26 protein-coding genes are annotated in these 19286 nt (G+C 57.8%); 7 read left to right on the top strand and 19 right to left on the bottom strand.

The features are described 5' to 3' along the window. The 5 genes from JCM12296_RS22505 to JCM12296_RS45410 form a co-directional block, all read left to right on the top strand. Positions 1–398, top strand: a 398-nt coding sequence (locus tag JCM12296_RS22505) for a glycine radical domain-containing protein (protein ID WP_281492122.1), incomplete at its 5' end; no start/stop codon positions are given. Between the two features lie 18 nt (positions 399–416). Further along, positions 417–839 (top strand): hypothetical protein, encoded by a 423-nt coding sequence (locus tag JCM12296_RS40145; protein WP_054698284.1) that lies wholly within the window; start codon positions 417–419, stop codon positions 837–839. A 13-nt stretch (positions 840–852) separates the two neighbouring features. Next, positions 853–1827, top strand: a complete 975-nt coding sequence (locus JCM12296_RS22515; protein WP_054698286.1) for a glycyl-radical enzyme activating protein — start codon at positions 853–855, stop codon at positions 1825–1827. Beyond that, the gene (locus JCM12296_RS45405; RefSeq protein WP_246804749.1) at positions 1817–2344 is read left to right on the top strand and encodes a DUF6765 family protein; all 528 of its coding nucleotides are present in this window, start codon (positions 1817–1819) and stop codon (positions 2342–2344) included. Before JCM12296_RS22515 ends, JCM12296_RS45405 begins: the two co-directional genes overlap by 11 nt. Continuing rightward, the gene (locus tag JCM12296_RS45410) at positions 2329–2874 is read left to right on the top strand and encodes a DUF6765 family protein (RefSeq protein WP_246804750.1); all 546 of its coding nucleotides are present in this window, start codon (positions 2329–2331) and stop codon (positions 2872–2874) included. Before JCM12296_RS45405 ends, JCM12296_RS45410 begins: the two co-directional genes overlap by 16 nt. A gap of 20 nt (positions 2875–2894) precedes the next feature. Here the strand turns inward: JCM12296_RS45410 and JCM12296_RS42360 are convergent, their stop codons facing one another. From JCM12296_RS42360 to JCM12296_RS22590, 17 genes are all read right to left on the bottom strand, one after another. Next, positions 2895–3302 carry a class I SAM-dependent methyltransferase gene (locus JCM12296_RS42360; RefSeq protein WP_218188231.1) on the bottom strand — a complete coding sequence of 136 codons (408 nt, stop codon included), beginning with the start codon at positions 3300–3302 and terminating at the stop codon, positions 2895–2897. After that, the gene (locus tag JCM12296_RS42365; RefSeq protein WP_218188230.1) at positions 3292–3555 is read right to left on the bottom strand and encodes a hypothetical protein; all 264 of its coding nucleotides are present in this window, start codon (positions 3553–3555) and stop codon (positions 3292–3294) included. Before JCM12296_RS42365 ends, JCM12296_RS42360 begins: the two co-directional genes overlap by 11 nt. A 17-nt stretch (positions 3556–3572) precedes the next feature. Beyond that, entirely contained in the window at positions 3573–3731 is a 159-nt protein-coding gene (locus JCM12296_RS38760; RefSeq protein ID WP_157067820.1) for a hypothetical protein, read from the bottom strand. Then, on the bottom strand, positions 3731–3913 hold the full coding sequence (locus tag JCM12296_RS22530) for a hypothetical protein (RefSeq protein ID WP_054698288.1): 183 nt from the start codon (positions 3911–3913) through the stop codon (positions 3731–3733). The genes JCM12296_RS38760 and JCM12296_RS22530 overlap by 1 nt, the downstream gene beginning before the upstream one ends. Before the next feature lie 50 nt (positions 3914–3963). Further along, positions 3964–5331, bottom strand: coding sequence for a radical SAM protein (locus tag JCM12296_RS22535; protein WP_054698290.1), 1368 nt, complete (start codon positions 5329–5331; stop codon positions 3964–3966). Positions 5332–5393: 62 nt separating this feature from the next. Then, a complete protein-coding gene (locus tag JCM12296_RS22540; protein ID WP_054698292.1) occupies positions 5394–6215 on the bottom strand; it encodes a TonB-dependent receptor plug domain-containing protein in 822 nt (273 codons plus the stop codon). Further along, a complete protein-coding gene (locus JCM12296_RS22545) occupies positions 6164–6625 on the bottom strand; it encodes a hypothetical protein (RefSeq protein ID WP_054698294.1) in 462 nt (153 codons plus the stop codon). The genes JCM12296_RS22540 and JCM12296_RS22545 overlap by 52 nt, the downstream gene beginning before the upstream one ends. Continuing rightward, positions 6591–7430 carry a TonB-dependent receptor gene (locus JCM12296_RS22550; RefSeq protein WP_172684039.1) on the bottom strand — a complete coding sequence of 280 codons (840 nt, stop codon included), beginning with the start codon at positions 7428–7430 and terminating at the stop codon, positions 6591–6593. Before JCM12296_RS22550 ends, JCM12296_RS22545 begins: the two co-directional genes overlap by 35 nt. A 114-nt stretch (positions 7431–7544) precedes the next feature. Further along, the gene (locus JCM12296_RS22555; RefSeq protein WP_054698297.1) at positions 7545–7925 is read right to left on the bottom strand and encodes a TroA family protein; all 381 of its coding nucleotides are present in this window, start codon (positions 7923–7925) and stop codon (positions 7545–7547) included. A 17-nt stretch (positions 7926–7942) separates the two neighbouring features. After that, entirely contained in the window at positions 7943–8665 is a 723-nt protein-coding gene (locus JCM12296_RS22560) for a TroA family protein (protein ID WP_054698298.1), read from the bottom strand. A 39-nt stretch (positions 8666–8704) separates the two neighbouring features. Continuing rightward, complete coding sequence (locus JCM12296_RS22565) at positions 8705–9718, bottom strand: FecCD family ABC transporter permease (protein WP_054698300.1); 1014 nt, start codon at positions 9716–9718, stop codon at positions 8705–8707. A 20-nt stretch (positions 9719–9738) separates the two neighbouring features. Then, positions 9739–10539, bottom strand: a complete 801-nt coding sequence (locus JCM12296_RS22570; protein WP_157067821.1) for an ABC transporter ATP-binding protein — start codon at positions 10537–10539, stop codon at positions 9739–9741. Positions 10540–10867: 328 nt separating this feature from the next. Next, a complete protein-coding gene (locus JCM12296_RS22575) occupies positions 10868–12454 on the bottom strand; it encodes a benzoate-CoA ligase family protein (protein ID WP_172684040.1) in 1587 nt (528 codons plus the stop codon). A gap of 68 nt (positions 12455–12522) precedes the next feature. After that, positions 12523–13827: a TRAP transporter large permease gene (locus JCM12296_RS22580; RefSeq protein WP_054698303.1), complete on the bottom strand. Its 1305-nt coding sequence runs from the start codon at positions 13825–13827 to the stop codon at positions 12523–12525. Between the two features lie 46 nt (positions 13828–13873). Then, positions 13874–14311 carry a TRAP transporter small permease gene (locus JCM12296_RS22585; protein ID WP_054698305.1) on the bottom strand — a complete coding sequence of 146 codons (438 nt, stop codon included), beginning with the start codon at positions 14309–14311 and terminating at the stop codon, positions 13874–13876. A 64-nt stretch (positions 14312–14375) separates the two neighbouring features. Further along, on the bottom strand, positions 14376–14498 hold the full coding sequence (locus tag JCM12296_RS47975; protein WP_281492123.1) for a hypothetical protein: 123 nt from the start codon (positions 14496–14498) through the stop codon (positions 14376–14378). 47 nt (positions 14499–14545) lie between these two features. Next, positions 14546–15433, bottom strand: coding sequence for a TRAP transporter substrate-binding protein (locus JCM12296_RS22590; protein WP_054698308.1), 888 nt, complete (start codon positions 15431–15433; stop codon positions 14546–14548). 513 nt (positions 15434–15946) lie between these two features. Here JCM12296_RS22590 and JCM12296_RS22595 point away from each other — a divergent pair. Both JCM12296_RS22595 and JCM12296_RS22600 read left to right on the top strand, forming a co-directional pair. Then, on the top strand, positions 15947–16789 hold the full coding sequence (locus JCM12296_RS22595) for a class I SAM-dependent methyltransferase (protein ID WP_054698310.1): 843 nt from the start codon (positions 15947–15949) through the stop codon (positions 16787–16789). 305 nt (positions 16790–17094) lie between these two features. Next, complete coding sequence (locus JCM12296_RS22600; RefSeq protein WP_054698312.1) at positions 17095–17544, top strand: GNAT family N-acetyltransferase; 450 nt, start codon at positions 17095–17097, stop codon at positions 17542–17544. 56 nt (positions 17545–17600) lie between these two features. On the opposite strand, the gene JCM12296_RS22605 is transcribed toward JCM12296_RS22600, so the two are convergent. Next, the gene (locus JCM12296_RS22605; protein WP_054698314.1) at positions 17601–18611 is read right to left on the bottom strand and encodes a YhdH/YhfP family quinone oxidoreductase; all 1011 of its coding nucleotides are present in this window, start codon (positions 18609–18611) and stop codon (positions 17601–17603) included. Between the two features lie 44 nt (positions 18612–18655). Continuing rightward, the coding region (locus JCM12296_RS22610) for a penicillin-binding protein 1C (protein WP_281492124.1) at positions 18656–19286 on the bottom strand (631 nt) is incomplete at its 5' end.

The raw sequence follows: 19286 nt of genomic DNA on the forward strand, positions 1-19286 counted from the left end.
CCAGCGGCATCACCCCGGTATCCGGCGCCGCACCGGCACTGACCGCCTGCCTCAATGCCGTTGCCGAACTGGGGGGCAAGCAGGTGCCGGGATGCTGGGCGCTGAACATCAAGTACACGCCGGAGAAGGATCTTTTGGCCATGCGCCAGCGCTTCGCCCAGACCATCGAGGCCTATTTTCGTTCCGGCGGCCAGCAGGTCCAGTTCAACATCATGGATTACGCCATGCTCCAGGACGCCAAACGGCACCCGGAAAATTATCCCGAATTGATGGTGCGGGTATCGGGGTATTCGGCCTACTTCAAAGATCTCAACGATCTGATGAAAGACGAGTTGATTACCCGCACCCAATACGGACTGACCGACGGCCGGGCGGTGCCCTTCGACGGTCAAGATTAGTCTCCAAAGGAGCCGGACATGCCTACGGATATGCATACGATCTATTTGCAGCAGCTTTGGCAGCGGTTTCAGCAGACCCTTGAAACCGAGGCTGCCGAGCAGTTTCTGTCCCTTTTGCTCAACCTGATGCGCCTGATGTTCGCCATCAATCCCGATTACCGGGAGAACATCCGCAAGTTCGACGGACGCTACCAGTTCAACAGCAAGGATGGCAAGATGACCGTCGGTGCCATTTTCAAGGACGGCCGGCTGGATGTCGAGCAGAAAACCATCGCCGATCCCCATATCACCGTGTCCTTCCGGGATGGGCGAACCCTGTTTAACTTCCTGCTTTCCCCCAAACAGGATATTTTGGGTCCATGCTGCGCCAGGACGTTCAGACCGACGGCAATCTCAACTATCTCTATCGCTTCGGCTTTCTGGCCAAGCAGTTGCAGCTGATGATGATGCCGGGATGATCAACGGGGGAAAACGATCACCCGTATCGGTCATGGGCCAGGCAACCGTGCGTGCGATCATCGGTGACGTCGGCCGTTATGCCCTGCACGACGGGCCGGGAATCCGCACGACGGTCTTTTTCAAGGGCTGCGCGATGCATTGCCCGTGGTGCCACAACCCCGAATTCATCCGCCCACAGCCGGAAATCCTTTTTTATGCGGCGCGCTGCATGGGCTGTGGCGATTGCGTCGCGGTGTGCCCGGAGGGGGCGGTGGATCTGGGGCGACCGGAGCGCATCGATCGCCGGCGCTGCACGGTGTGCGGGCAGTGTGCCCAAATATGCCCCACGCGGGCCCTTAAGGTCGCCGGTAAGGCCTACGACGTTGCCGAACTGACCGCGATCCTGCTGCGTGACCGACCGTTTTATGCTGCCTCCGGCGGTGGCGTGACCCTTTCCGGGGGCGAGCCGACCCTGCAGATGGCCTTCATGGGCCGGTTGCTGCGGCGATTGAAACGCGAGGGACTTCACACGCTGCTGGAAACCAACGGCGGGTTTGCCATGGACGACTTCCTGGAGCAATGCCTGACGAATCTTGATCTGATCTACTATGATCTGAAAATCAGCGATGCGGTGCGCCATCGGCGGATCCTTGGTGTGGATAACCAGCGGATCTGGTCCAACCTGGAAATCCTGGCCCGCCGTGCGCCTGAAAAGGTAGTGCCGCGGATCCCGCTGATTCCCGGGTATACGGCCACCCGCGAGAATCTTTACGCGATTGCCGGCCGGTTGCGGGACAGAGGGCTCGGCCAGCCTGTTCTGCTGCCCTACCATCCGTTCGGATTGTCCAAGGCGGCCCATGTGGGGCGCCCCATGGATGCCACGCTGCCAAAGACGCCCATGTCCGCCGAAGAATTGGAAAAATGGGCACCATTCATCGAACACGGCTATCGATCCGGCAGGATCGGTAAGGAGGTCAACCATGCAGATTGATTTTCACCATGCCACCACCTATGTGGCCGCCCGGCTGGCGGGCTTTGAGCCGGAAGATGCCCAGATTGTCGCCTATGCGGCCCAATACGTGGACGACGCCACCAGCTCGGGGACCGTCCACTTTGACAACAAGGCCATGTACGCGCGCATCAGTACCGCCCATCGCATGATCGACAAACGCAACGCCGAGACCTTGGCCAACCATCTGGTCTGGGTTCCGTTTCATTTTCTGCCCGGCAACGGCGGCCTGCCGGCGGGCGAGAACCCGGACGGCCGGTTCATCGAGAAGATCATCTGCACGCCGGACAGCCCCATTGCCCGGGACATGGTGCGTCAGACGATCGTCGAAAAAGACAAACCCTACGGCTTGCATCGATTGGGCGTGGCCATGCACGTTTATGCCGATACCTGGGCCCACCAGGGGTTTGCCGGCTTGCTGCATCCGGTCAATGAGGTGGAGAAAGCCGAGGAACTGGGCAATTCCGGTGGATTCAAAAAAAGTTGTCGAGCGTCCTGAACAATTTCCTGGATGATGCAATCCCCCCCCTGGGACATGGCCGGGCCCTGGTGTTTCCCGACATGCCGTTTCTCAAATGGCGTTACCGCAATTACCACGGGGCGGAAATCGTCCGGGACAATACGGATCTTTTCTGTGAAGCGGCCAATGCCCTCTGCATGGCCATGCAGCGCTTTATCGCCGGCGATGCCGATGCTGACGTGCCGGGGCTTGGGGATCGGGATCGACAGACCATTGAAGACCTCTTCCGCACGACGACCAAGGAGGATGGGGATAAACGGCACGACGCCTGGCTAAAAGCCATTAAAAGCGGGAAATTCAGCTTCGGCCCGGAAATTGTTGAATATGCCGGCAAAGGCAAGGGGTCATGGAAGGAGGCGGCCCTGGGCACCAATTTCGATCTCCCGGTGCACGCCTATCGGGAGGAATTCCTGACGAGTAACTGGAAGCGGTTCCATGACGCTGTCCTGGCGCACCGCTTCCACGTGATCCATGATCTTTTGCCGAGTTATGGGATCTGCGCGGCTTGAAAGCTCTGCGTAAACGGGAGCTATGCGGTTTTGGACAGCACAACCCAAAAGCCGGTGTCATCGTCGATGATCTTGAATACCGGACAGCCGATTTCGCGGAAGAGTTCCGCGAAGCGCCGATGGCTGTCCGCATCGGCTTTTTTCTTGGCATAGCAGTCCCAGGTGGGATCCCGTTTGAGCATTTCGGCGATCACCTGGTCCTTCAGTTCCCGATTGCCGAAACCACCACCGATATAGGTGGCCCCACCCACGGCCAGGATGCGGTAGATTTCCCTGAAGGCATCCTTGAGATTGTCCCAGAAAAACATCGACCCGCGGCTGACGATCAGGTCGGCCTCGCCGTCGTCAAAGGGCATGGCGTGTACATCGCCGGCTTCGGTGCGGATCCGGTCGGCCAGTCCGGCTTCGGCGATGTTCTCACGGCCGATGTCCCGGGAGCCTCCGAGAAGTCGAAGGCGACGATGTCCATTTCAGGTGCCTCGCGGGCCATGGCCATGGCCAGCATGGCCGGGCCACTGCCCAGGTCGATGCAGACGCCTGGCGGATGCCGGTCGCTGCCATGGCGTTGCGGGCGATCACCGGGTAGATGGGGGCGAACACCGTCTTGGCGATTTCGTTCATTTTGCGGGCGCCCGTTTCGTCAAAGGCGGGTGTCCGGGATTGGGTCCAGTTGCGCGACATGGGATGCGTCCTTTCATTCAGACCGATGCATGGATCGGCCGTGGATTGGCTTTCCCGATGGCGCGGTTGCCGTCGGGATCGAAAGCGCGGTGGTAAAATTCCTGGTAAAAGGCATCGGCCTCCCCGGGCAGGTCGAAATCGAAGACCTCCGGGTGGATCAGATTGGCCAGGTGCATCAGCCCAGCACCCAGTCAGGGTTGGTGGCCGCCCGATAGGGGGCAAGATGGAAGACCCGGCCCGTGGCCAGGGCCGGCACGCTGAGTCCGTTCTCCGCGCAATAGGCGACGACATCGTCCGCCGGCCAGGCCGCGGCACTGGGAACGATGATGATCTGGGCGTCCATGCGGTTGAACTGCACATCGGAAATGGGGATGCCGGGTCGCCGTTCCCTTTCGATCCGGCGGTTGGTCAGCTCCCCGCCGGCGCCTCGATGAGGCAGGATTCCATCTTATCCACAAACATGGCGATGCGTGGATGCCCCAGGGTGCAGTACACCGGCGGCTTCGGAAGATCGCCGACCTTGGCCTGAATGGCGGCCACGCGATCCCCCACATAGTGCCGGAACGCCTTCGCTCGCGCCTCCCGGCCGGTCATGGCGGCAAATTCATCCACCGTGTCGAAATAGGCTTCGATCCGGTTCAGGCGGTTGTGCAGGGTCTTGATGAGGTCCGTTGCCAGGACATGGCTGATGACCGCGTCGGTCCGGGTTTTGTCGGTCACCCCGATGACCTCGAGGATGGACCGGATCATGCTGAGGGCATTGATCGTGCGGTAGCCGCCGAAATAGCCGCTTTCATTGGCCGGGGTATCGTGGATTTCGCCCACGATGGGCAATTGGTAGCCGCAGTCGCAGCGGGCGTCCGGCCGGTAGTCGAAGAGATTGGCGCACATGGGCCCGAAGAATCCCCGCCGCATGATCGTTTCCCCGCACGCCGGGCAGCGTGAGTTGAGGGCGTCGGTTCCCGGCGTGTTGAACAGGTAGACATGGCGCAGATGCTGGCGCACTCGGCTGCACACCGCCTCGGCCTGGCGGACACTGGGCTCCATCTCCTCGGGGGCGTCGCCAAAGGGGATGAAGCGCATCACCTGGAAGGGAATATCCGCCGACAGGGCGGCCACCTGCTCGGCGGCCTGGAGCAGTTCCGTCTCGCCATGCCGGCGAAAGATCGCCGATATCTCGACGTAGACGCCGCAGTCGACCAGCCGCGCCAGGTTCCGCAGCACCGGCGCGATGCTCGCCACGCCACAGGCATGGTAGGTTTCGTCACAGGCTCCCTTGAGGCCCATGTTGACGAAATCCAGCAGCGGGATCAGGCCATCTAGGGCCGCTTCGGTCATATATCCGTTGGTCGAGCAGCCGACCCGAAGGCCCTGGCGCTTGGCCATTTCGGCCAGGCGGCGGAAGGTGAAGTAGGAGACCGTCGGCTCGTTGAAGCAGAACATCACACCGAGGCATCCCAAAGCGATGGCCTTGTCGACGACGGCTTCCGGCGTCATGGTTTGAAAGGTGCCCTGGATGGCCGTCAGGTGGTCGGTCAGGATTCCCGACACACATCCCCGGCAGGTGAAGTTGCAGCCCACGGTGCACACCTGGAGAAACTGTCCCCGGGGGTGGTAGTGCACCATGGGCATGGATTCGATGGCGGTTTCCACCGCTGCCAAATAGCGATCCGGATAGCGCTCTTGGATACTGCTTCCGTCGCTGGTGATCATGCCGCAGGCACCGGCCTGGCCGGCCGCGATGTGGCAATGCCGTTCACAGAGTGTACATTTCATGAGAAGGTCTCGTTGGTGTGGATAACAATCATTTTTGACATAACGGTGGCTCCCGGGCAACCCTAAAGCCGAAGGGTGATGCCGGCCAGGAAGTTAAAGCCCGGCTCCGGACCGTTGGTTTCATAGTAATCCTTGTCCAGCACGTTGGCCGCCTGGAAGAAAATTTCCGATCCGAGACCGCCGATCGTTTTCAACCGCTGGGTCAGTTTGGCGTTGACCAGCAGATAATCCGGCAGTTTTTCCCATTCATAGGTGTTGGCGCTTTCCCAGAACTGACGTTGCACATAGCTGGCCTGCAGGTTGGCCGTGAGCCCGAAGGCAAACCGATAGGCCAGGGCCAGGTTGAACCGGTGGCGGGGCCGTGCCTCCAGATCGCGATCGTTGTTGGCGCGGTCCTGGGTTTCCATGTAGGTGTAGTTCAGCTCGGCGTTGAAGTCGTCGGTGAGGCGCAACCGGACGACTGCCTCGGCGCCGTAGATGATCGCCTCGTTGATGTTGATATAGACATTGTTGCCATCGATGCGTTTGGTGTCGATGAGGTCGTCGATATCGTTATAGAAAAGCGATACTTCAGTGGTCAGCCGCTCGGAAAACCGGTGGCTGGCGCCGATCTCATAGGCGATGGCCCTTTCCGGATCCAGGTCGGGATTGCCGCCGCCGTATTCGCTGTAAAGTTCCTTCAAGCTCGGAAAGCGGGTCTTTTTGCCCACCGAGGCATGCAATCGGGTGGCGTCGGTGAGGTCGAACACCAGGCCGATCTGGGGGTTGAAGGTATCCATCTTTCCAGGTTCGGGTTGATCGGCGGTCTGGGTGGGCTCGAACGTATCGTAGCTCAGACCGAGGACGATCGAGAGCCGATTGAAAAGGGCGATTTCGTCTTCCACGGCCAGGGAATAGTCCTGGCTTCATATTCATCCTCAGCGGTCCAGCCCACGGATTCGGCGCCACTCCGGACGTCCATGCAGTCGGCGGTGAGATAGTTGGCCTCCTTATGGTTATCCTCCAGGTAGTGCAGCGCGAAGCGCAGGGTATTCCAATCGGTGAGCGTGCTGGTCGTCTGGATCTCGCCGCCGACGGAAAAGTCGTCATAATAACTTTCTTCGAACCATTTTCTTCTGGGGTTGGTGGCGTGCTCGGCATCCCAGCTGACATCCTTGATGCCGTCGTTGTGGCTGACGTAAAACAGACGGGTCTTGACCTTCAGCAAGTCGGCGAAGCGATGTTCACCCACCAGATTGGCCTGCCACTGGCGCCAATGGTCATAGGACCAGTAGCGATTGTAAAAAACGGGCATGCCGCGTTGGTCGTCGACATAATCGAAGGAGAGATACAGGCTTGAGTCGCCGCCCGGATCGTAGCCGACCTTGAAATCGAGACTTTTTTCCGATAGTCACTGAGGTCGCGCTTGCCGCCATCTTCATGATAGGATGACGCCTCGCCCACTTCGGGATCGTCGGGGTCGAAATCGTTGGACAGGCGATAGCATCCGATGTCTGATATCCGCCGGAGAGCCAATAGTTTATCGCGCCCTTGCTGCCGCCGTGGTTCAGTGCATAGTGGGCGGTGCGGTAGTCGCCGAAGGCGGCGGTGAAGGCGGTTTGGGGAACCGCCGTGCCTTTCTTGGTGATGATGTTGATGACCCCGCCCATGGTATTGGCGCCGTAGAGAACCGAACTGGCGCCCTTGGTGATGGTGATCTTCGAGATGGCATCGGCCGGCAGCATGGAGAGATCCACCGTTCCGAAATAGCTCTCGCGGGCCGGCACGCCGTCGATGAGGACCTTGACCTGGCCCTGCTCGAAACCACGCACGCTTACATGGGCTTCGCCTTTGCCGGTATTTCGGACCACGACCCCCGGTAAAAACGTGAGTGCCTCGGCGATGGTGGAGGCTCCCTTGGCGGTGATCTCCTCACTGGAAACCTCGGTTACCGTGGTGGCCGAAGTAGCCGCACTCCCGTCGGCCGTGACCACGACTTCGCCTAAGGTAAAGACCTGTCCCTCAACGGTTTCTTGGGCCACGGCACAGGTGGTCACGATCACACTGGCCGCCAACGCGCCCAGAATTCTTTTCATCCATCGTCGTTTGCTTTGCATCATGCTCATCTCCTCTTCTTCCTTGGGGTTTCATCAAGCGTGGGTGCGAAATATGGACGCCGGCAAAAACAGGTGCATCTGTATCGTCTGCAGCACTGGTCGGACCGCGATTACCCTTCAGGGTGTGTCTTTTGGCGGCAGATGATTCAAGATTCGCCGGGCTTCGTCGTCGGTCAGCGCATAATGGTAGAAACGGCTGTAGTAGGCTTGCAGTTCATCCTGGATGTCGAGATCCGGGAAACGCTCCGGGTAGAATTGCTTGGCCAGAAAAAGAATGCACAAAAACGATTCGGTGCTGAAGTGGCTCCAGTAGAAGATTCCCTGGGGACTCATGAAGACCTTTTTCTCACGCACGGCACGAAGATCGCGCCACTGGGGATTGGTCACCACGGGTTCAATGGTGGGCAGGGTGCTCACGATGATGATATCCGGATTCCACAGGATCATCTGTTCGGTGGTCACGTTGACGAAATAGGCAGCCTCATCATGGGTCAGCATGATGCCGCCGGCGGCCGCTACCAGCCAATCGGCCGTGGAGTACCGGGTTTGCGTGCCGGCGGGTCCGCCGACCTGCCCGCAGAAGTAGAATACCCGCGGCGCTTGGCCATGGGAATGGTGGACGTGATGGCGGTTACCCGGCGAATGCGTTCGTCGGCATAGGCACAGTATTGATCGGCGATGGCCGGTGCCTGGCCACCGAGCAGTTCGCCGTAGAACCGGATTTGGGTGTAATAATCCGCGATAAATGCCTCAAGGGTGGTCGGGCGGCGTTTGCTGTCATAGGCGATTGCCACGGGCAGGCCGGCGGCCGTCAGGTGATTCAGTTGCTTTTGAAACGGGGGGTAGATCACCAGGTCCACGTTTAAATGCAGAAGCCGTTCCACATCCGGCGCCGCAAAGGTATCGGCAATGGGAATCCGGTCCAGGGCCGGATTTAACCGATGCGCCCAGGGAAGGTCCAGGTTGGCGGCCATGACCACCCGATCGGCACCGCCCAGGGCGAAGATTTTCTCATAGCTGGGGCCGTGCAGGCAGGCGATCCGTTGGGGCATTCGCGGGATTCGGACCTGTCTGCCGACCATGTCGCGGACGATGCGGGTGTCCGCGGCGGTGGCTTGCGGAAGAAAAGGCGGGCAAAAGCTAAAAACGAAGAGCGTTGCCAGCAGTATCCGCCATGAACGGATAAGGCGCCAACGGGTGTCAATGGCGGATTGGCCTGATTGGAAATGATCGATCATGTGCTTTTCACTTTCGACTGAACGGTTATGCTTGAAGCATCAAGGACTCCAGGCCTGGCGCCGGTTGCGTACCAACAGGATGCCGAAAAAAGGAGCGCCGACGACGGCCGTCAGAATTCCCACGGGGATTTCGCCGCCGGGAAGGGTTCGGGCCAGGGTGTCCATGGCCAGCATGAAGATGCCTCCCAGAAGGCCGGCAAAAGGCAGCAGGACGGCGTGGTCCGCACCGACGATCATTCTGGCCATGTGGGGAATGACCAACCCGACCCAACCGATATTACCGCACGCGGCCGTTGCCGCCGCCACCGTCAGCGTGGCCACGAGAATATAGCCGAGCCGCCGGCGGGAAACATCCAGACCCAGCGCCCGGGCGTCTTCCTCCCCCAAGGCCATGGGATTGAGTCCCCAGCGCAACCGATAGCTGATCATGATGCCGATGAGGATCAGCGTCCCCCCCGTGGTGACATCCTGCCAGACGATGCTGTTGAAACTGCCCATGGTCCAGAAGACAATCGCCGGTAACTGGCCCAGGGGGTCGGCCTTGCATTTGATCAGGGATATCCCTGCCATGAAGAGCGCGGAGACGATCACGCCGGCCAGAACGAGGGTGGTGATCGAATGGTCGCCCCGCTTGCCGATCTGATAGGCCAGCCCCACGGCGATCAAGCCCCAGGTAAAGGCCGACAGTTGCAGCAGCAGTGCGGAGCCGCCCAGCAGCATGGCCAGGGCGGCGCCAAAATTGGCCCCCGTGGTCACGCCCAAGATGGCCGGTGAGACCAAGGGATTTTTGAACAACCCCTGGAAGACAACCCCGGCCACGGCGAGAGCGGCACCGGTCAGGATGGCCATGAGAATCCGGGGCAGCCGCACGGACCAGAGAACCAGTACCGTTTGGGCCAACGGGGCATGGGTGTCCGTGGGGGAAAAGGGAAAATGCAGCAATTGCGCGAAGGTCGACAGGGCGATGGGATAGCGGCCGGAGGAAACGGCGATGGCCGCCGCAACCCCCAGGGTGATAACCGCAACTACGAAGGATCGCCGGGTGCGTGTCATGGGGTGAGCGCCGTTGGCCTTCAATGGAGGGTCGGCGTATTGCCGGCGGTGGTTGGAACAACAAAGGATTCACCGCGGTCCCCGGTCTCTATGGATAGATCCATGCCATACATGGACGTCAGCACGCCCGCATCGAAGACCGCATGGGTGGTTCCCTGTCGATGAATACGCCCCCCTTTGATCATCACCAGGTCGCTGCAGTAGCGAACGGCCAGGTTGGGATCGTGGAGGGTGAGAATGGTGGTCAACCCCTTGTCCTTGGTCAGGGACTGAACCCGGTCGAGCAAAAGGTGCTGATTCTTGAAGTCCAGGTGGGCGGTCGGCTCGTCGAGGAGGAGGATCAGGGGATCCTGAAAGAGCGCCCGCGCCAACAGGACCATCTGTTTTTCACCGCCGCTCAGCGAATTGAACGGGCGATGCCGCAGATGGGCCAGGCCCAATTTGTCGAGGATGGCTTCGGCCGCCTGCCAGTCCGCTGCGCAGGGGCTGTCGAACATTCCCAGGCAGGCGATTCTGGCCATGACCACCATCTGCAGGACGGTAAAGGCGAAAGCCACCTGGGTGAGTTGGGGAACCACGGCCATCAGGCCGGCGATGGTTTTACGCGAGAGCTTGGCCACGGGCCTGCCATTGATGCAAACCTCACCGCGGTTTGGCATAAGGATGCCGTTGATGCATTTCAGCAGGGTGGTTTTGCCCGATCCATTAGGACCAAGAAGCCCGCAGATGGCGCCTCCCGCCACGGCAAAACTGATGTTTTTCAGTACCGAATGCGTCCCATCGTAATCGAAAGTCAGGTCGTGAACGGTGAGCAGCGCCATTTCCAGATCCAATAGGTTTGAAATCGAGTGTTGAAATCGTCTGTGTCAATCCAACGGGCCGAGACTATCGCAATATGTAATTTAAAAACTTATAAAAACATTTTGCAATTGCGCAATGTCGCTGTGTGCGTTGTTTTTTTCTATACTAACATATTTAAAAACGTCAACATGAATTATTTGAATATTATAATTTGACGGCGAGGGAGATGCGGCGTGGGCAGGTGTTTACCGGTGGGTGTTTACCAAGGCCACAAAAAAGGGACCACAAAAAGGGTGAACGCCGGCGTTGGCGTTCACCCATGGTATTGTGCGTTTCTTTATTCAGTCGTTAGGCTTGACGGAGTTTGTAGCGCTGGATTTTGCCGGTTGCCGTCTTGGGCAGTTCATCGACGAACTCGATGACGCGCGGATATTTGTGCGGGGCCAGATTCTGTTTGACATGCAATTTCAACTCGCTGGCGATTTCCTCACTCGGTTGGTGCCCATTTTTAAGATTGATGAAGGCCTTGGGCTTGATCAGGCCCATGGCGTCGGCTTCACCCACGACCGCGCATTCGGCCACCGCCGGATGGCTGAGCAGGGCATCCTCGACTTCCAGGGGGGAGACCCAGATCCCGCTGACCTTCATCGTGTCGTTGGCGCGGGCGGAATAGAAGAAATAGCCGTCTTCATCCAGATGGCCCATGTCCCCGGTTTTCATCCAGCCATCCACCAGGGTTTCGGCGGTCTTCTCCGGGTTTTTCCAGTAGGCGGCGAACAGGGTGTTGCTTTTTACCCATAGCTCGCCCAACTCACCCACGGGCAGCGGATTTCCCAACTCATCGCGGATCTCGATGGTATAGCCCGGCAAGGGCAGGCCGCTGGCATTCTCCTTGACCTTGCCCGGTCGATTGCAGATGAAGATCAGACTGACTTCGGAGGATCCCAGACCGTCGAGGATTTCAAAGCCGAAGCGGTCGCGCCATCGTCGCAGCAGAGAGCCGGGAAGCGCCTCGCCGGCGGATATGCAGAATCGCAAACTGCTCAGATCGGGTTGCTTGTCGCAGGTTTCAAGATAATTCAATTGCTGCCCATAGGCGGTGGGGACCGAGAAAAGGCCGGTGGGGCGATATTTCTCAATCATGGACAGAATCGTTTCCGGCAAGGGACGGTCCGGATTGAAAATCACCGACGCACCATAGTAAAGCGGAAGATAAAGGGCGAAGTTCAGTCCATAGGAAAAAAACAATTTCGAGGAGCAGAAAACGCGGTCCACCGGTGTGAAATTAACCACGTGCTGTCCCCAGGTCTCCACCGCATAGACCAGATCCTTGTGAAGATGGATGACGCCTTTGGGCAGACCGGTGGTTCCCGAGGTGTAAAGCCAGTAGGAATGATCGGTTTTGGATGTGGGATAGACATCGAGCTTGTCGGAAGCCGCTTCCATGAGCGGGGCAAGACCGATGGCACCCTGGGGGGCCTCACCGTTGACCACAAGGGCTTTGATACAATCCATCGCCGGCAGGCGATCGGCCAGTTTGTCATATATTTCGGACTCCATGACAACGGCGGCGGCCTCGCTATCACGGATGAAGAAATCCAGGTCGTCCACGGTGGCCAGCATATTGATCGGCACGGGCACGGCGCCCATCTTCATTGCTCCCAGAAAAAGGGCCACATATTCGGGGCCGTCGTGCAGCAGGATGACGACGCGATCCCCCGGCTTAACCCCCGATCGGATCAGGCCATTGCCGATCTGGTTGGTCATGCGGCCCAACTGCCGATAGGTAAATTCCTGGTCCCGGAAGATGATCGCGGTTCGATCCGCCTGGTTTCCGGATAGATGACGTTCCAGCAGCAGGTTGACCATATTGAACGTTTGCGGTAATTCGAAACCCGTTTCCCATGGGCGCAACATCAGTTCCTTTACCTCCATTTTTGTCTTCCTTTCGATAGATTTCAAAACCGACCCGCTGATCATTGATCTGTTTCGGAACCAGCCGTTTAAACCGCCAGCTGGTTCGGCAGCCACAAAATGAAGCCCGGAAACATCAAGACAATGATCAAAAGAACAAACATCGCCACGAGAAAGGGAAACGTCCCCCTGAAAATCGCTGCAATGGGAACGTCCGGTACGATGCCTTTGGTGACATACACATTGACGCCGACGGGCGGTGTGACCACGGCGATCTGGGAGATCAGGACGATCACCACGCCGAACCAGACCGGATCGTAGTTTAACTGCAGAACGACCGGATAAATGATCGGAATGGTAAGCATGATCAGCGCCATGGCGTCCAAAAAGCATCCGCCGAGGAAGAACATCAGGCAGATCAGCGCCATGATTCCGATGGGCGGGAGGGGAAGATCGCTAACCCATGTGGAAAGCTGTGCGGGAATGGTCGTAACGGCCATGAACTTGCCGAAAACCGAAGCGCCGGCGATCAGCATCATGATCATGCAGGCGGTTCGAAGCCCTTCTTTGGTGGCGGTAATGAATTTCTTCCAGGTCAGCTCCCGGTGAATCAAGCCCAGGAGCAGGGCACCGGCGGCACCGATGCCGGCGGCCTGGTTGGGGCTGTACCAACCCAGAAACAAACCACCGATGGAAAGGGCGAAAAGCAGGAAAATATCCGCGATGCGCCAGAGCGCCTTGAGTTTTTCACCCATCGTGGTCTTGCGGCCGCTGGGGGCGATGTTTTTGTCGCTAAAGGCAACGGCGAACACGGTGAGCACGAAAAAAAGTGTCAAAACCAACCCGGGAATGATGCCGGCGGCAAATAGGGACCCGATGGATTGTTCGGTTAATATGCCGTAGACGATGAAGATCGTGGAGGGTGGGATAAGGATGCCGATCACGCCGGCGGAGGCGATGCAGCCGGTTGCCAGGCGATGATTGTAACCAAAACGGCGCATTTCCGGTAGGGCCACCCGCCCGATCGTGGCCACGGTGGCGGCCGTTGAGCCGCAGATGGCCGCAAACCCGCTGCAGGCCAGGATCGTGGCCACGGCCAGGCCGGCCGGCATCTTGCCAGAAATTTTGTAAGCCGAATCATACAGCCGGGTGCTCATGCCGGAAGCAAAGGCAAAAGAACCCATCAGCACAAACAGAACGATGACGTTTAGCGGATAGCTGGATAATTGTGTGAAAATATCGCGAATCAATAATGACGCCGCCGCATCCCAACTGACCAGATAGCCAAACCCGGCAAAGCCAACAAAGGCCATGGCGAAGGATACCGGCATGTTAAGTGTGAACAGCAACAACAGAACGACAATTCCCAGCAAGCCAGTTAATACCGGATCCATTAGGACAGGGCCTCCTTTATCGCGACAATGAAATCAGCTACCATCATCATGCAATCGGTATCAGGGCAACCGAAAAGGCATAGGCAAAAGGATAAAACGGGAATTTAACGGTGGCCGTCACTTCGCCGGCCTCGCGATACGCGTTGCCCAGACCGATGCCTTCATAAATGAGCAGCGCAAAGATCACCAGGCATAGCAAGCTGACAAGGGCTTTGATGATGGCTCGGATTCTTTTCGGAAATTTGGCAACGAACATTTCGACACTGATATGCCCTCCGTAGCGTTGGGTGGCGGCCACGGCAAAAACGACGGTTGCCACCTGAATCAAACTGACCACCTCGATATAGCCGGGTACCGGTAAGAGAAAGAGCTTGGCGCCAATGACATCGATACAGGTGATGGCCACCATGATGATCACGCCAACGACACTGACCCATTCACCCCAAAGACTCAGTCGATTTGCCCATTCACGAATTGTCTGCATACACGCATCCCTCAAGAGAAAATGCGTCCGGAGGATGGCCCCGGACGCAGGTCGCGGATTCTATCTATTCTGCATACGGCATGGGAATTCCCTTGGCCGCCTGGGTTTTGGCGAACTCGTTGCGGGTTTCTTTGATGAACGCAATTCGGCTGTTGATCTCATCCGCGGAGAGACCGACCTTGCTCATCTCCTGGATGTAGGTGTCGATGACCGGTTTGACCGCCTGGTTCCACTTCAGGGCCTCCTCGTCGAAAGCTGGATCACCTTTCCGCCCTTGCTTTTGAAAAATTCGGCACCGGCAATATCGATCTGGTTCCAGCCTTCGGCCATCTTCTCCACATATTCGGCGTTTACTTCTTCGAAAACCTTTTGAATGTTTTCCGGCAGGCTGTCCCATTTGCGTTTGTTCATGACCGCGTAAAAGGTATAAACATTGCCGACCTGCCAGTTGGCCGTGCAATATTTAAGCAGTTCCCCCAGGCGAAAGCCTTTCATGGTTTCAAGGGGCAGCATGACGCCGGAGATGACGTTTCGCTTGACGGCCTCGTAGGTTTCCCCGATTCCCATGGGCCGCGCCGTGGCGCCCAATGCCGCCGCAGTATCGGCGATTCGGCCGGTGGCGCGCAGGGTCTGGCCTTTGAGGTCTTCCAAGGTCCTCACCGGTTTTACGGTGGTTGAAATCAGATTGGGACCGCAGGCGGAGAAATAGAGCATTTTGGCTTTGTCGAATTCCTTGGGCTGGTATTTATGGTAAAATGCATCCGCCACATGGGAGGATACCCACCCCGAAGGCATGCCCAGCGGTAAATCACAGATTTCCATTTCGGGAAACCGCCCGCGCGTATATGCCAGATTGCTGAATCCGATATCGGCAATTCCCTGGACCACGCCTTCGAATACCTTGTCGGCCTGCAAGAGCTGTCCCCCGGCAAAGTGCTGGATCTTCACCTCGCCATTGGTCCGTTTTTCAATCTCCTTGCACCATTGCTCGGACATTTTGGAGGTCATGTGCGTGGGGGGAAAATAGTTGTTGTAGGTGAGTTTGATTTTTGCGGATACAGCGCCAGCGGAAAAGCCAATAATCAGGATGATGGACAGGAAAATGGTCGACAGTGTTTTCATTCACGCCTCCTTGGTAGATTGATTATTGGATGAAAATAATTTGATCATTAAAAATTCACTGTTGCTATAAATACATTATAAATTTCATTCATCATAAAGGTAAAAAAATATCCCACCCCTGCTAAGTCGCCTTAAAAATCAGTAATTCCGGCTACATTTGGTTGATTTGCGAAGTGGGTTAGTAGTTCCGTATTATGGAACGCTGTATTGTCTTTTGGACCTTTCCCCGTTCATAGCTTTCATCGCTCGGCTCTGTCAAGGTAATAATTCGGCTGTAATCCCTTTTGCGCTGACGGATTGTATTCATTTGCGTTCCTATTAAATTAACGCACGTCATTAAATCAGGTACTACAGGCATTGCTTTCTTTGCGTCTATGATGACGGTCATGTTACAACCGGGAGCGGTGCGAGGGGAAGATCATCGCCCGAATCGCTCGATGGGAATTGCAGCAAATGGCACGCTTGTTCAAAATGAGGGAAAGGCAAATGGCGGATGGAGAAAAGGAGCATGGGATGGAAAAAGTAGCCGATTGGCTTTTGTTGTGGCAACAGCTTTCGATTGCGAAGAGCACGTATTGGAATAACGGAAAACCAAAGCCGGCGAAGACGGATTACTGGAAACGGCGTGCCCGTGATTTCGATGGGATGGTGAGAAAACGATGGGCGCGGCCCGATGCGTCGCGGGATTTCTTGTTGGCGATGTTGAACCGTCATCCGCATCCCACCGTATTGGACATCGGGGCCGGCACCGGGTCCTGGGCGATACTGATGGCCAAGCATGGCGCTCGGGTAACGGCGATCGATCCGTCCGATAGCATGTGTGCCGTAATGGAAGAGAATTTGGCCGCTGAAAAAATCACCAGCGTCACCATCAAACGGGGGAGCTGGCCCCAGATCGATGTCGACCCGCATGACTTTGCCTTTGCTTCCCATTCCATGTACGGGGTCGCTGATTTTAGGGCCTTTGTGGAAAAAATGGTCCAGATGACCCGAAAGACCTGTTTTCTTCTCCTGCGGGTTCTTTTTTGCGACACGATCATGGCCAAGGCCGCCATGCGGATATGGGGCCAGCCATATGACAGCCCCAACTTTCAGGTGGCCTATAATGCCTTGTTGCAAATGGGGATCTATCCGAATGTGATCATGGAGAGCGGGGGCGGCTGGGATCCATGGACGCATGCGTCCATCGACGACGCGCTGGCCGAGGTCAAACGGCGTTTCAACCGGGTGGATGATATTTCCCATGATCCGTATTTACGCTCGCTTCTGGAACACGATCTGCGCAAGGAGGGCGACCGATATATCTGGCCGGTGGGCAACCGGTCGGCGATGATCCACTGGAATCCCGGGCAATGAAGGATCGCATGTCGTTGATCAACGCTGACCCGTTATCCTTTGCCGGTACTGTCTTGCCGGACCCGTTTTACCGCGCATCCGGTTTTCTCATCCGGCGATTTTAGCTGTTGACAGAAAAATGGATCCTGTGGACAATTAATTATCCGTGGCGTTTCCTGCGGCGGTGGGCAACCGCTTCCTTTGTCTCGCAGGTCGACGTGTGTTTGCTTGAAATGGTCTTCCGGTAACACCCCCCTTAACCGTTTAAATTTTCTTTTTGGATCGTTCCCTGGCGGATGCCAAAAAGAGAGAGAGGAGGCCCCAAGATGAAAAGCAGCATCCATTATCGGCTGATGACGGCCGATGATTTCGACGCGGTCGTTGGGATTGATACGAAGGTGCTCAAGATCTCACGCCCGGATTACTATCGTACCAAGTTCGAGAAACTCTTTGAATCCCGGGATTATATTCCCACTTCGATAGTGGCCGAGACTGCGGAAGGCCAAGTGGTGGGGTTCGTCATGGGCGATCTTTTCATGGGCGAATATGGGATTTTTCAGGCCGAGGCGACCCTGGATACCATCGGTGTCGAGCCCGACTATCAACACCAGGGCATCGGCATGCAGCTGGTCAGGGAGTTTCTCGACCACTTGAAGCGGCTGGGCGTGCACAAGTTGAACACCCTGGTCAACTGGGATGATGCCAAGCTGGTGCACTTCTTCGGCGCCATCGATTTCAGCCCCTCGAAGACGATCAACCTGGAACGTGAGGTTTGACCCTTTCCCACCGACGAGGCCTTTTACCTAACGGCCTCCGTCGGTGGACATCAGATTCAATTCACCGCGTCGGTCAGGTTCACCACGGTGCGACCGCGATGACCGCGGTTTAGCATGCGATCGATACAGCGGTCGAGGCCTGCCAGCGAAACCTCCTCGACAGCCTCCGCCGTCAGGGAGATCTTCCACTCGCCGGCCAGTTTTTTCCACGTTTCCATGCGTTCGGGCATCGGACAGTTCTGGGAGTCGATGCCCACCAGGGTAACGCCGCGCAGGATGAAGGGGAAAACATTGATGGGCAAGTCCGGCGAGGCGACATTGCCGCAGCTGGTCACCACCCCATGGCCATGGATTGATTTGATCGTCGTGGCGAGAAGTTCTCCGCCCACGGCATCGATGCTGCCGGCCCAGCGCGACTTGAGCAGGGGGCGGCCGCTGCTGTCGGTGGCCTCCTCGATATTGATGATGGTTTGCGCGCCAATTTGCCGGAGGTAGTCCGACGCGTCCGTGTGACCGTTCACCGCTGCCACGCGAAAACCCAGTTTGGTCAGAATCATCACGGCCATGGTGCCGACACCACCGGTGGCGCCGCTGACCAGAATCTCGCCCTGATCGGGCTGGACGCCGTGGTGGATCAGCGCATGCACCGACAGGCCGGCCGTAAACCCGGCGGTGCCGTATTCCATGGATTCCTTCAGGGAGAGGCCCTCGGGCAGGGGAACCACCCATCCGGCCGGTACGCGGATATACTGGCCGAATCCACCCGCCGTATTCATTCCCAGATCGTAGCTGGTGACGATGACCGCATCGCCCGGCCGGAACGTTGCGGTACTGCTTTCCTCCACCACGCCGGCGGCATCGATGCCGGGCGTGTGGGGGTACTTGCGGGTGACCCCCTTGTTCCCGCTGGCCGAAAGGGCATCCTTGTAATTCAGGGAGGAGTAGTGAACCTGCACCAGCACGTCGCCCGGCGGCAGGTCGTCGATGCGACGGTCCATTATATCGCGCCGGTATTGCTTTTCTCCGCTTTCGCTGACCACCAGGGCCTTGAACGTTTTATCTTGCATGTCAAACCTCCATGGTTGATGAAATGGATGGTGGGGCCATTTGCCTATTGTATCCATTGAACGGTCATCATCAAGTGTGCCGCGCGGCCATGGTCGTCGACCACGCGGAGGTCGAAATCGCCGCCGCGGGCCGGCCACAGGAAGGGTTCCCGGGGATTGCTGCTGCCCACATACCCGTTGTTGACGAACCAGTACAGCCGGCGGACATCGGCGTCGGTCGTCGCCGCAAAGGGAATCCCCCGGCCTGTCGGTCGGTCGCTACGCAGGGCATAGACCAGGTCGGGCTGGGGTGAGGTAATCGCCGGGGCCAGCCCGGCTGCGGCCTGCCGGTCCAAAGCGCAGGTTTCCGCGAAGGGCGGGGGAGACTTGATGGTGATACCGGCCATGCGGAAAACGGCCGACAGATCCGAGGGCCAGAATTCGAAGGTCTGCATCCGGGTGTGCGCCGGGTCGTAGCGGCAGGCCCGTCGGCCGGTGGTGCTGTCGATGGGAATCGCCCGGTGAACCGTGCACACCCGGATGGGCGAGGTGCCCGGAATGAACCAGCCGGTACGGGTTTGCGGACAATCTCGGCCGGGAAGTTCTCCGGTGAGCGCGCAGACGGCAATCGGCTTCAGGTTCAGGCGGGAGAGATTCACCGTGTCGGCCACCCGCCAGCCTTGTTCCGGCACCAGG

Source organism: Desulfosarcina cetonica JCM 12296 (genome assembly GCF_001311845.1).
GTDB lineage: Bacteria > Desulfobacterota > Desulfobacteria > Desulfobacterales > Desulfosarcinaceae > Desulfosarcina > Desulfosarcina cetonica.

Bases quoted from the DNA above. Each gene is read 5' to 3' on its own strand.
- JCM12296_RS40145 (WP_054698284.1), top strand. From the start codon at position 417: ATGCCTACGGATATGCATACGATCTATTTGCAGCAGCTTTGGCAGCGG.
- JCM12296_RS22515 (WP_054698286.1), top strand. From the start codon at position 853: ATGATCAACGGGGGAAAACGATCACCCGTATCGGTCATGGGCCAGGCA.
- JCM12296_RS45405 (WP_246804749.1), top strand. From the start codon at position 1,817: ATGCAGATTGATTTTCACCATGCCACCACCTATGTGGCCGCCCGGCTG.
- JCM12296_RS42365 (WP_218188230.1), bottom strand. From the start codon at position 3,555: ATGTCGCGCAACTGGACCCAATCCCGGACACCCGCCTTTGACGAAACG.
- JCM12296_RS38760 (WP_157067820.1), bottom strand. From the start codon at position 3,731: ATGCACCTGGCCAATCTGATCCACCCGGAGGTCTTCGATTTCGACCTG.
- JCM12296_RS22535 (WP_054698290.1), bottom strand. From the start codon at position 5,331: ATGAAATGTACACTCTGTGAACGGCATTGCCACATCGCGGCCGGCCAG.
- JCM12296_RS22545 (WP_054698294.1), bottom strand. From the start codon at position 6,625: ATGCCCGTTTTTTACAATCGCTACTGGTCCTATGACCATTGGCGCCAG.
- JCM12296_RS22550 (WP_172684039.1), bottom strand. From the start codon at position 7,430: ATGATGCAAAGCAAACGACGATGGATGAAAAGAATTCTGGGCGCGTTG.
- JCM12296_RS22555 (WP_054698297.1), bottom strand. From the start codon at position 7,925: ATGCTGACCCATGATGAGGCTGCCTATTTCGTCAACGTGACCACCGAA.
- JCM12296_RS22560 (WP_054698298.1), bottom strand. From the start codon at position 8,665: ATGATCGATCATTTCCAATCAGGCCAATCCGCCATTGACACCCGTTGG.
- JCM12296_RS22565 (WP_054698300.1), bottom strand. From the start codon at position 9,718: ATGACACGCACCCGGCGATCCTTCGTAGTTGCGGTTATCACCCTGGGG.
- JCM12296_RS22570 (WP_157067821.1), bottom strand. From the start codon at position 10,539: ATGGCGCTGCTCACCGTTCACGACCTGACTTTCGATTACGATGGGACG.
- JCM12296_RS22575 (WP_172684040.1), bottom strand. From the start codon at position 12,454: ATGGAGGTAAAGGAACTGATGTTGCGCCCATGGGAAACGGGTTTCGAA.
- JCM12296_RS22580 (WP_054698303.1), bottom strand. From the start codon at position 13,827: ATGGATCCGGTATTAACTGGCTTGCTGGGAATTGTCGTTCTGTTGTTG.
- JCM12296_RS22585 (WP_054698305.1), bottom strand. From the start codon at position 14,311: ATGCAGACAATTCGTGAATGGGCAAATCGACTGAGTCTTTGGGGTGAA.
- JCM12296_RS47975 (WP_281492123.1), bottom strand. From the start codon at position 14,498: ATGAGCAAGGTCGGTCTCTCCGCGGATGAGATCAACAGCCGAATTGCG.
- JCM12296_RS22590 (WP_054698308.1), bottom strand. From the start codon at position 15,433: ATGAAAACACTGTCGACCATTTTCCTGTCCATCATCCTGATTATTGGC.
- JCM12296_RS22595 (WP_054698310.1), top strand. From the start codon at position 15,947: ATGGAAAAAGTAGCCGATTGGCTTTTGTTGTGGCAACAGCTTTCGATT.
- JCM12296_RS22600 (WP_054698312.1), top strand. From the start codon at position 17,095: ATGAAAAGCAGCATCCATTATCGGCTGATGACGGCCGATGATTTCGAC.
- JCM12296_RS22605 (WP_054698314.1), bottom strand. From the start codon at position 18,611: ATGCAAGATAAAACGTTCAAGGCCCTGGTGGTCAGCGAAAGCGGAGAA.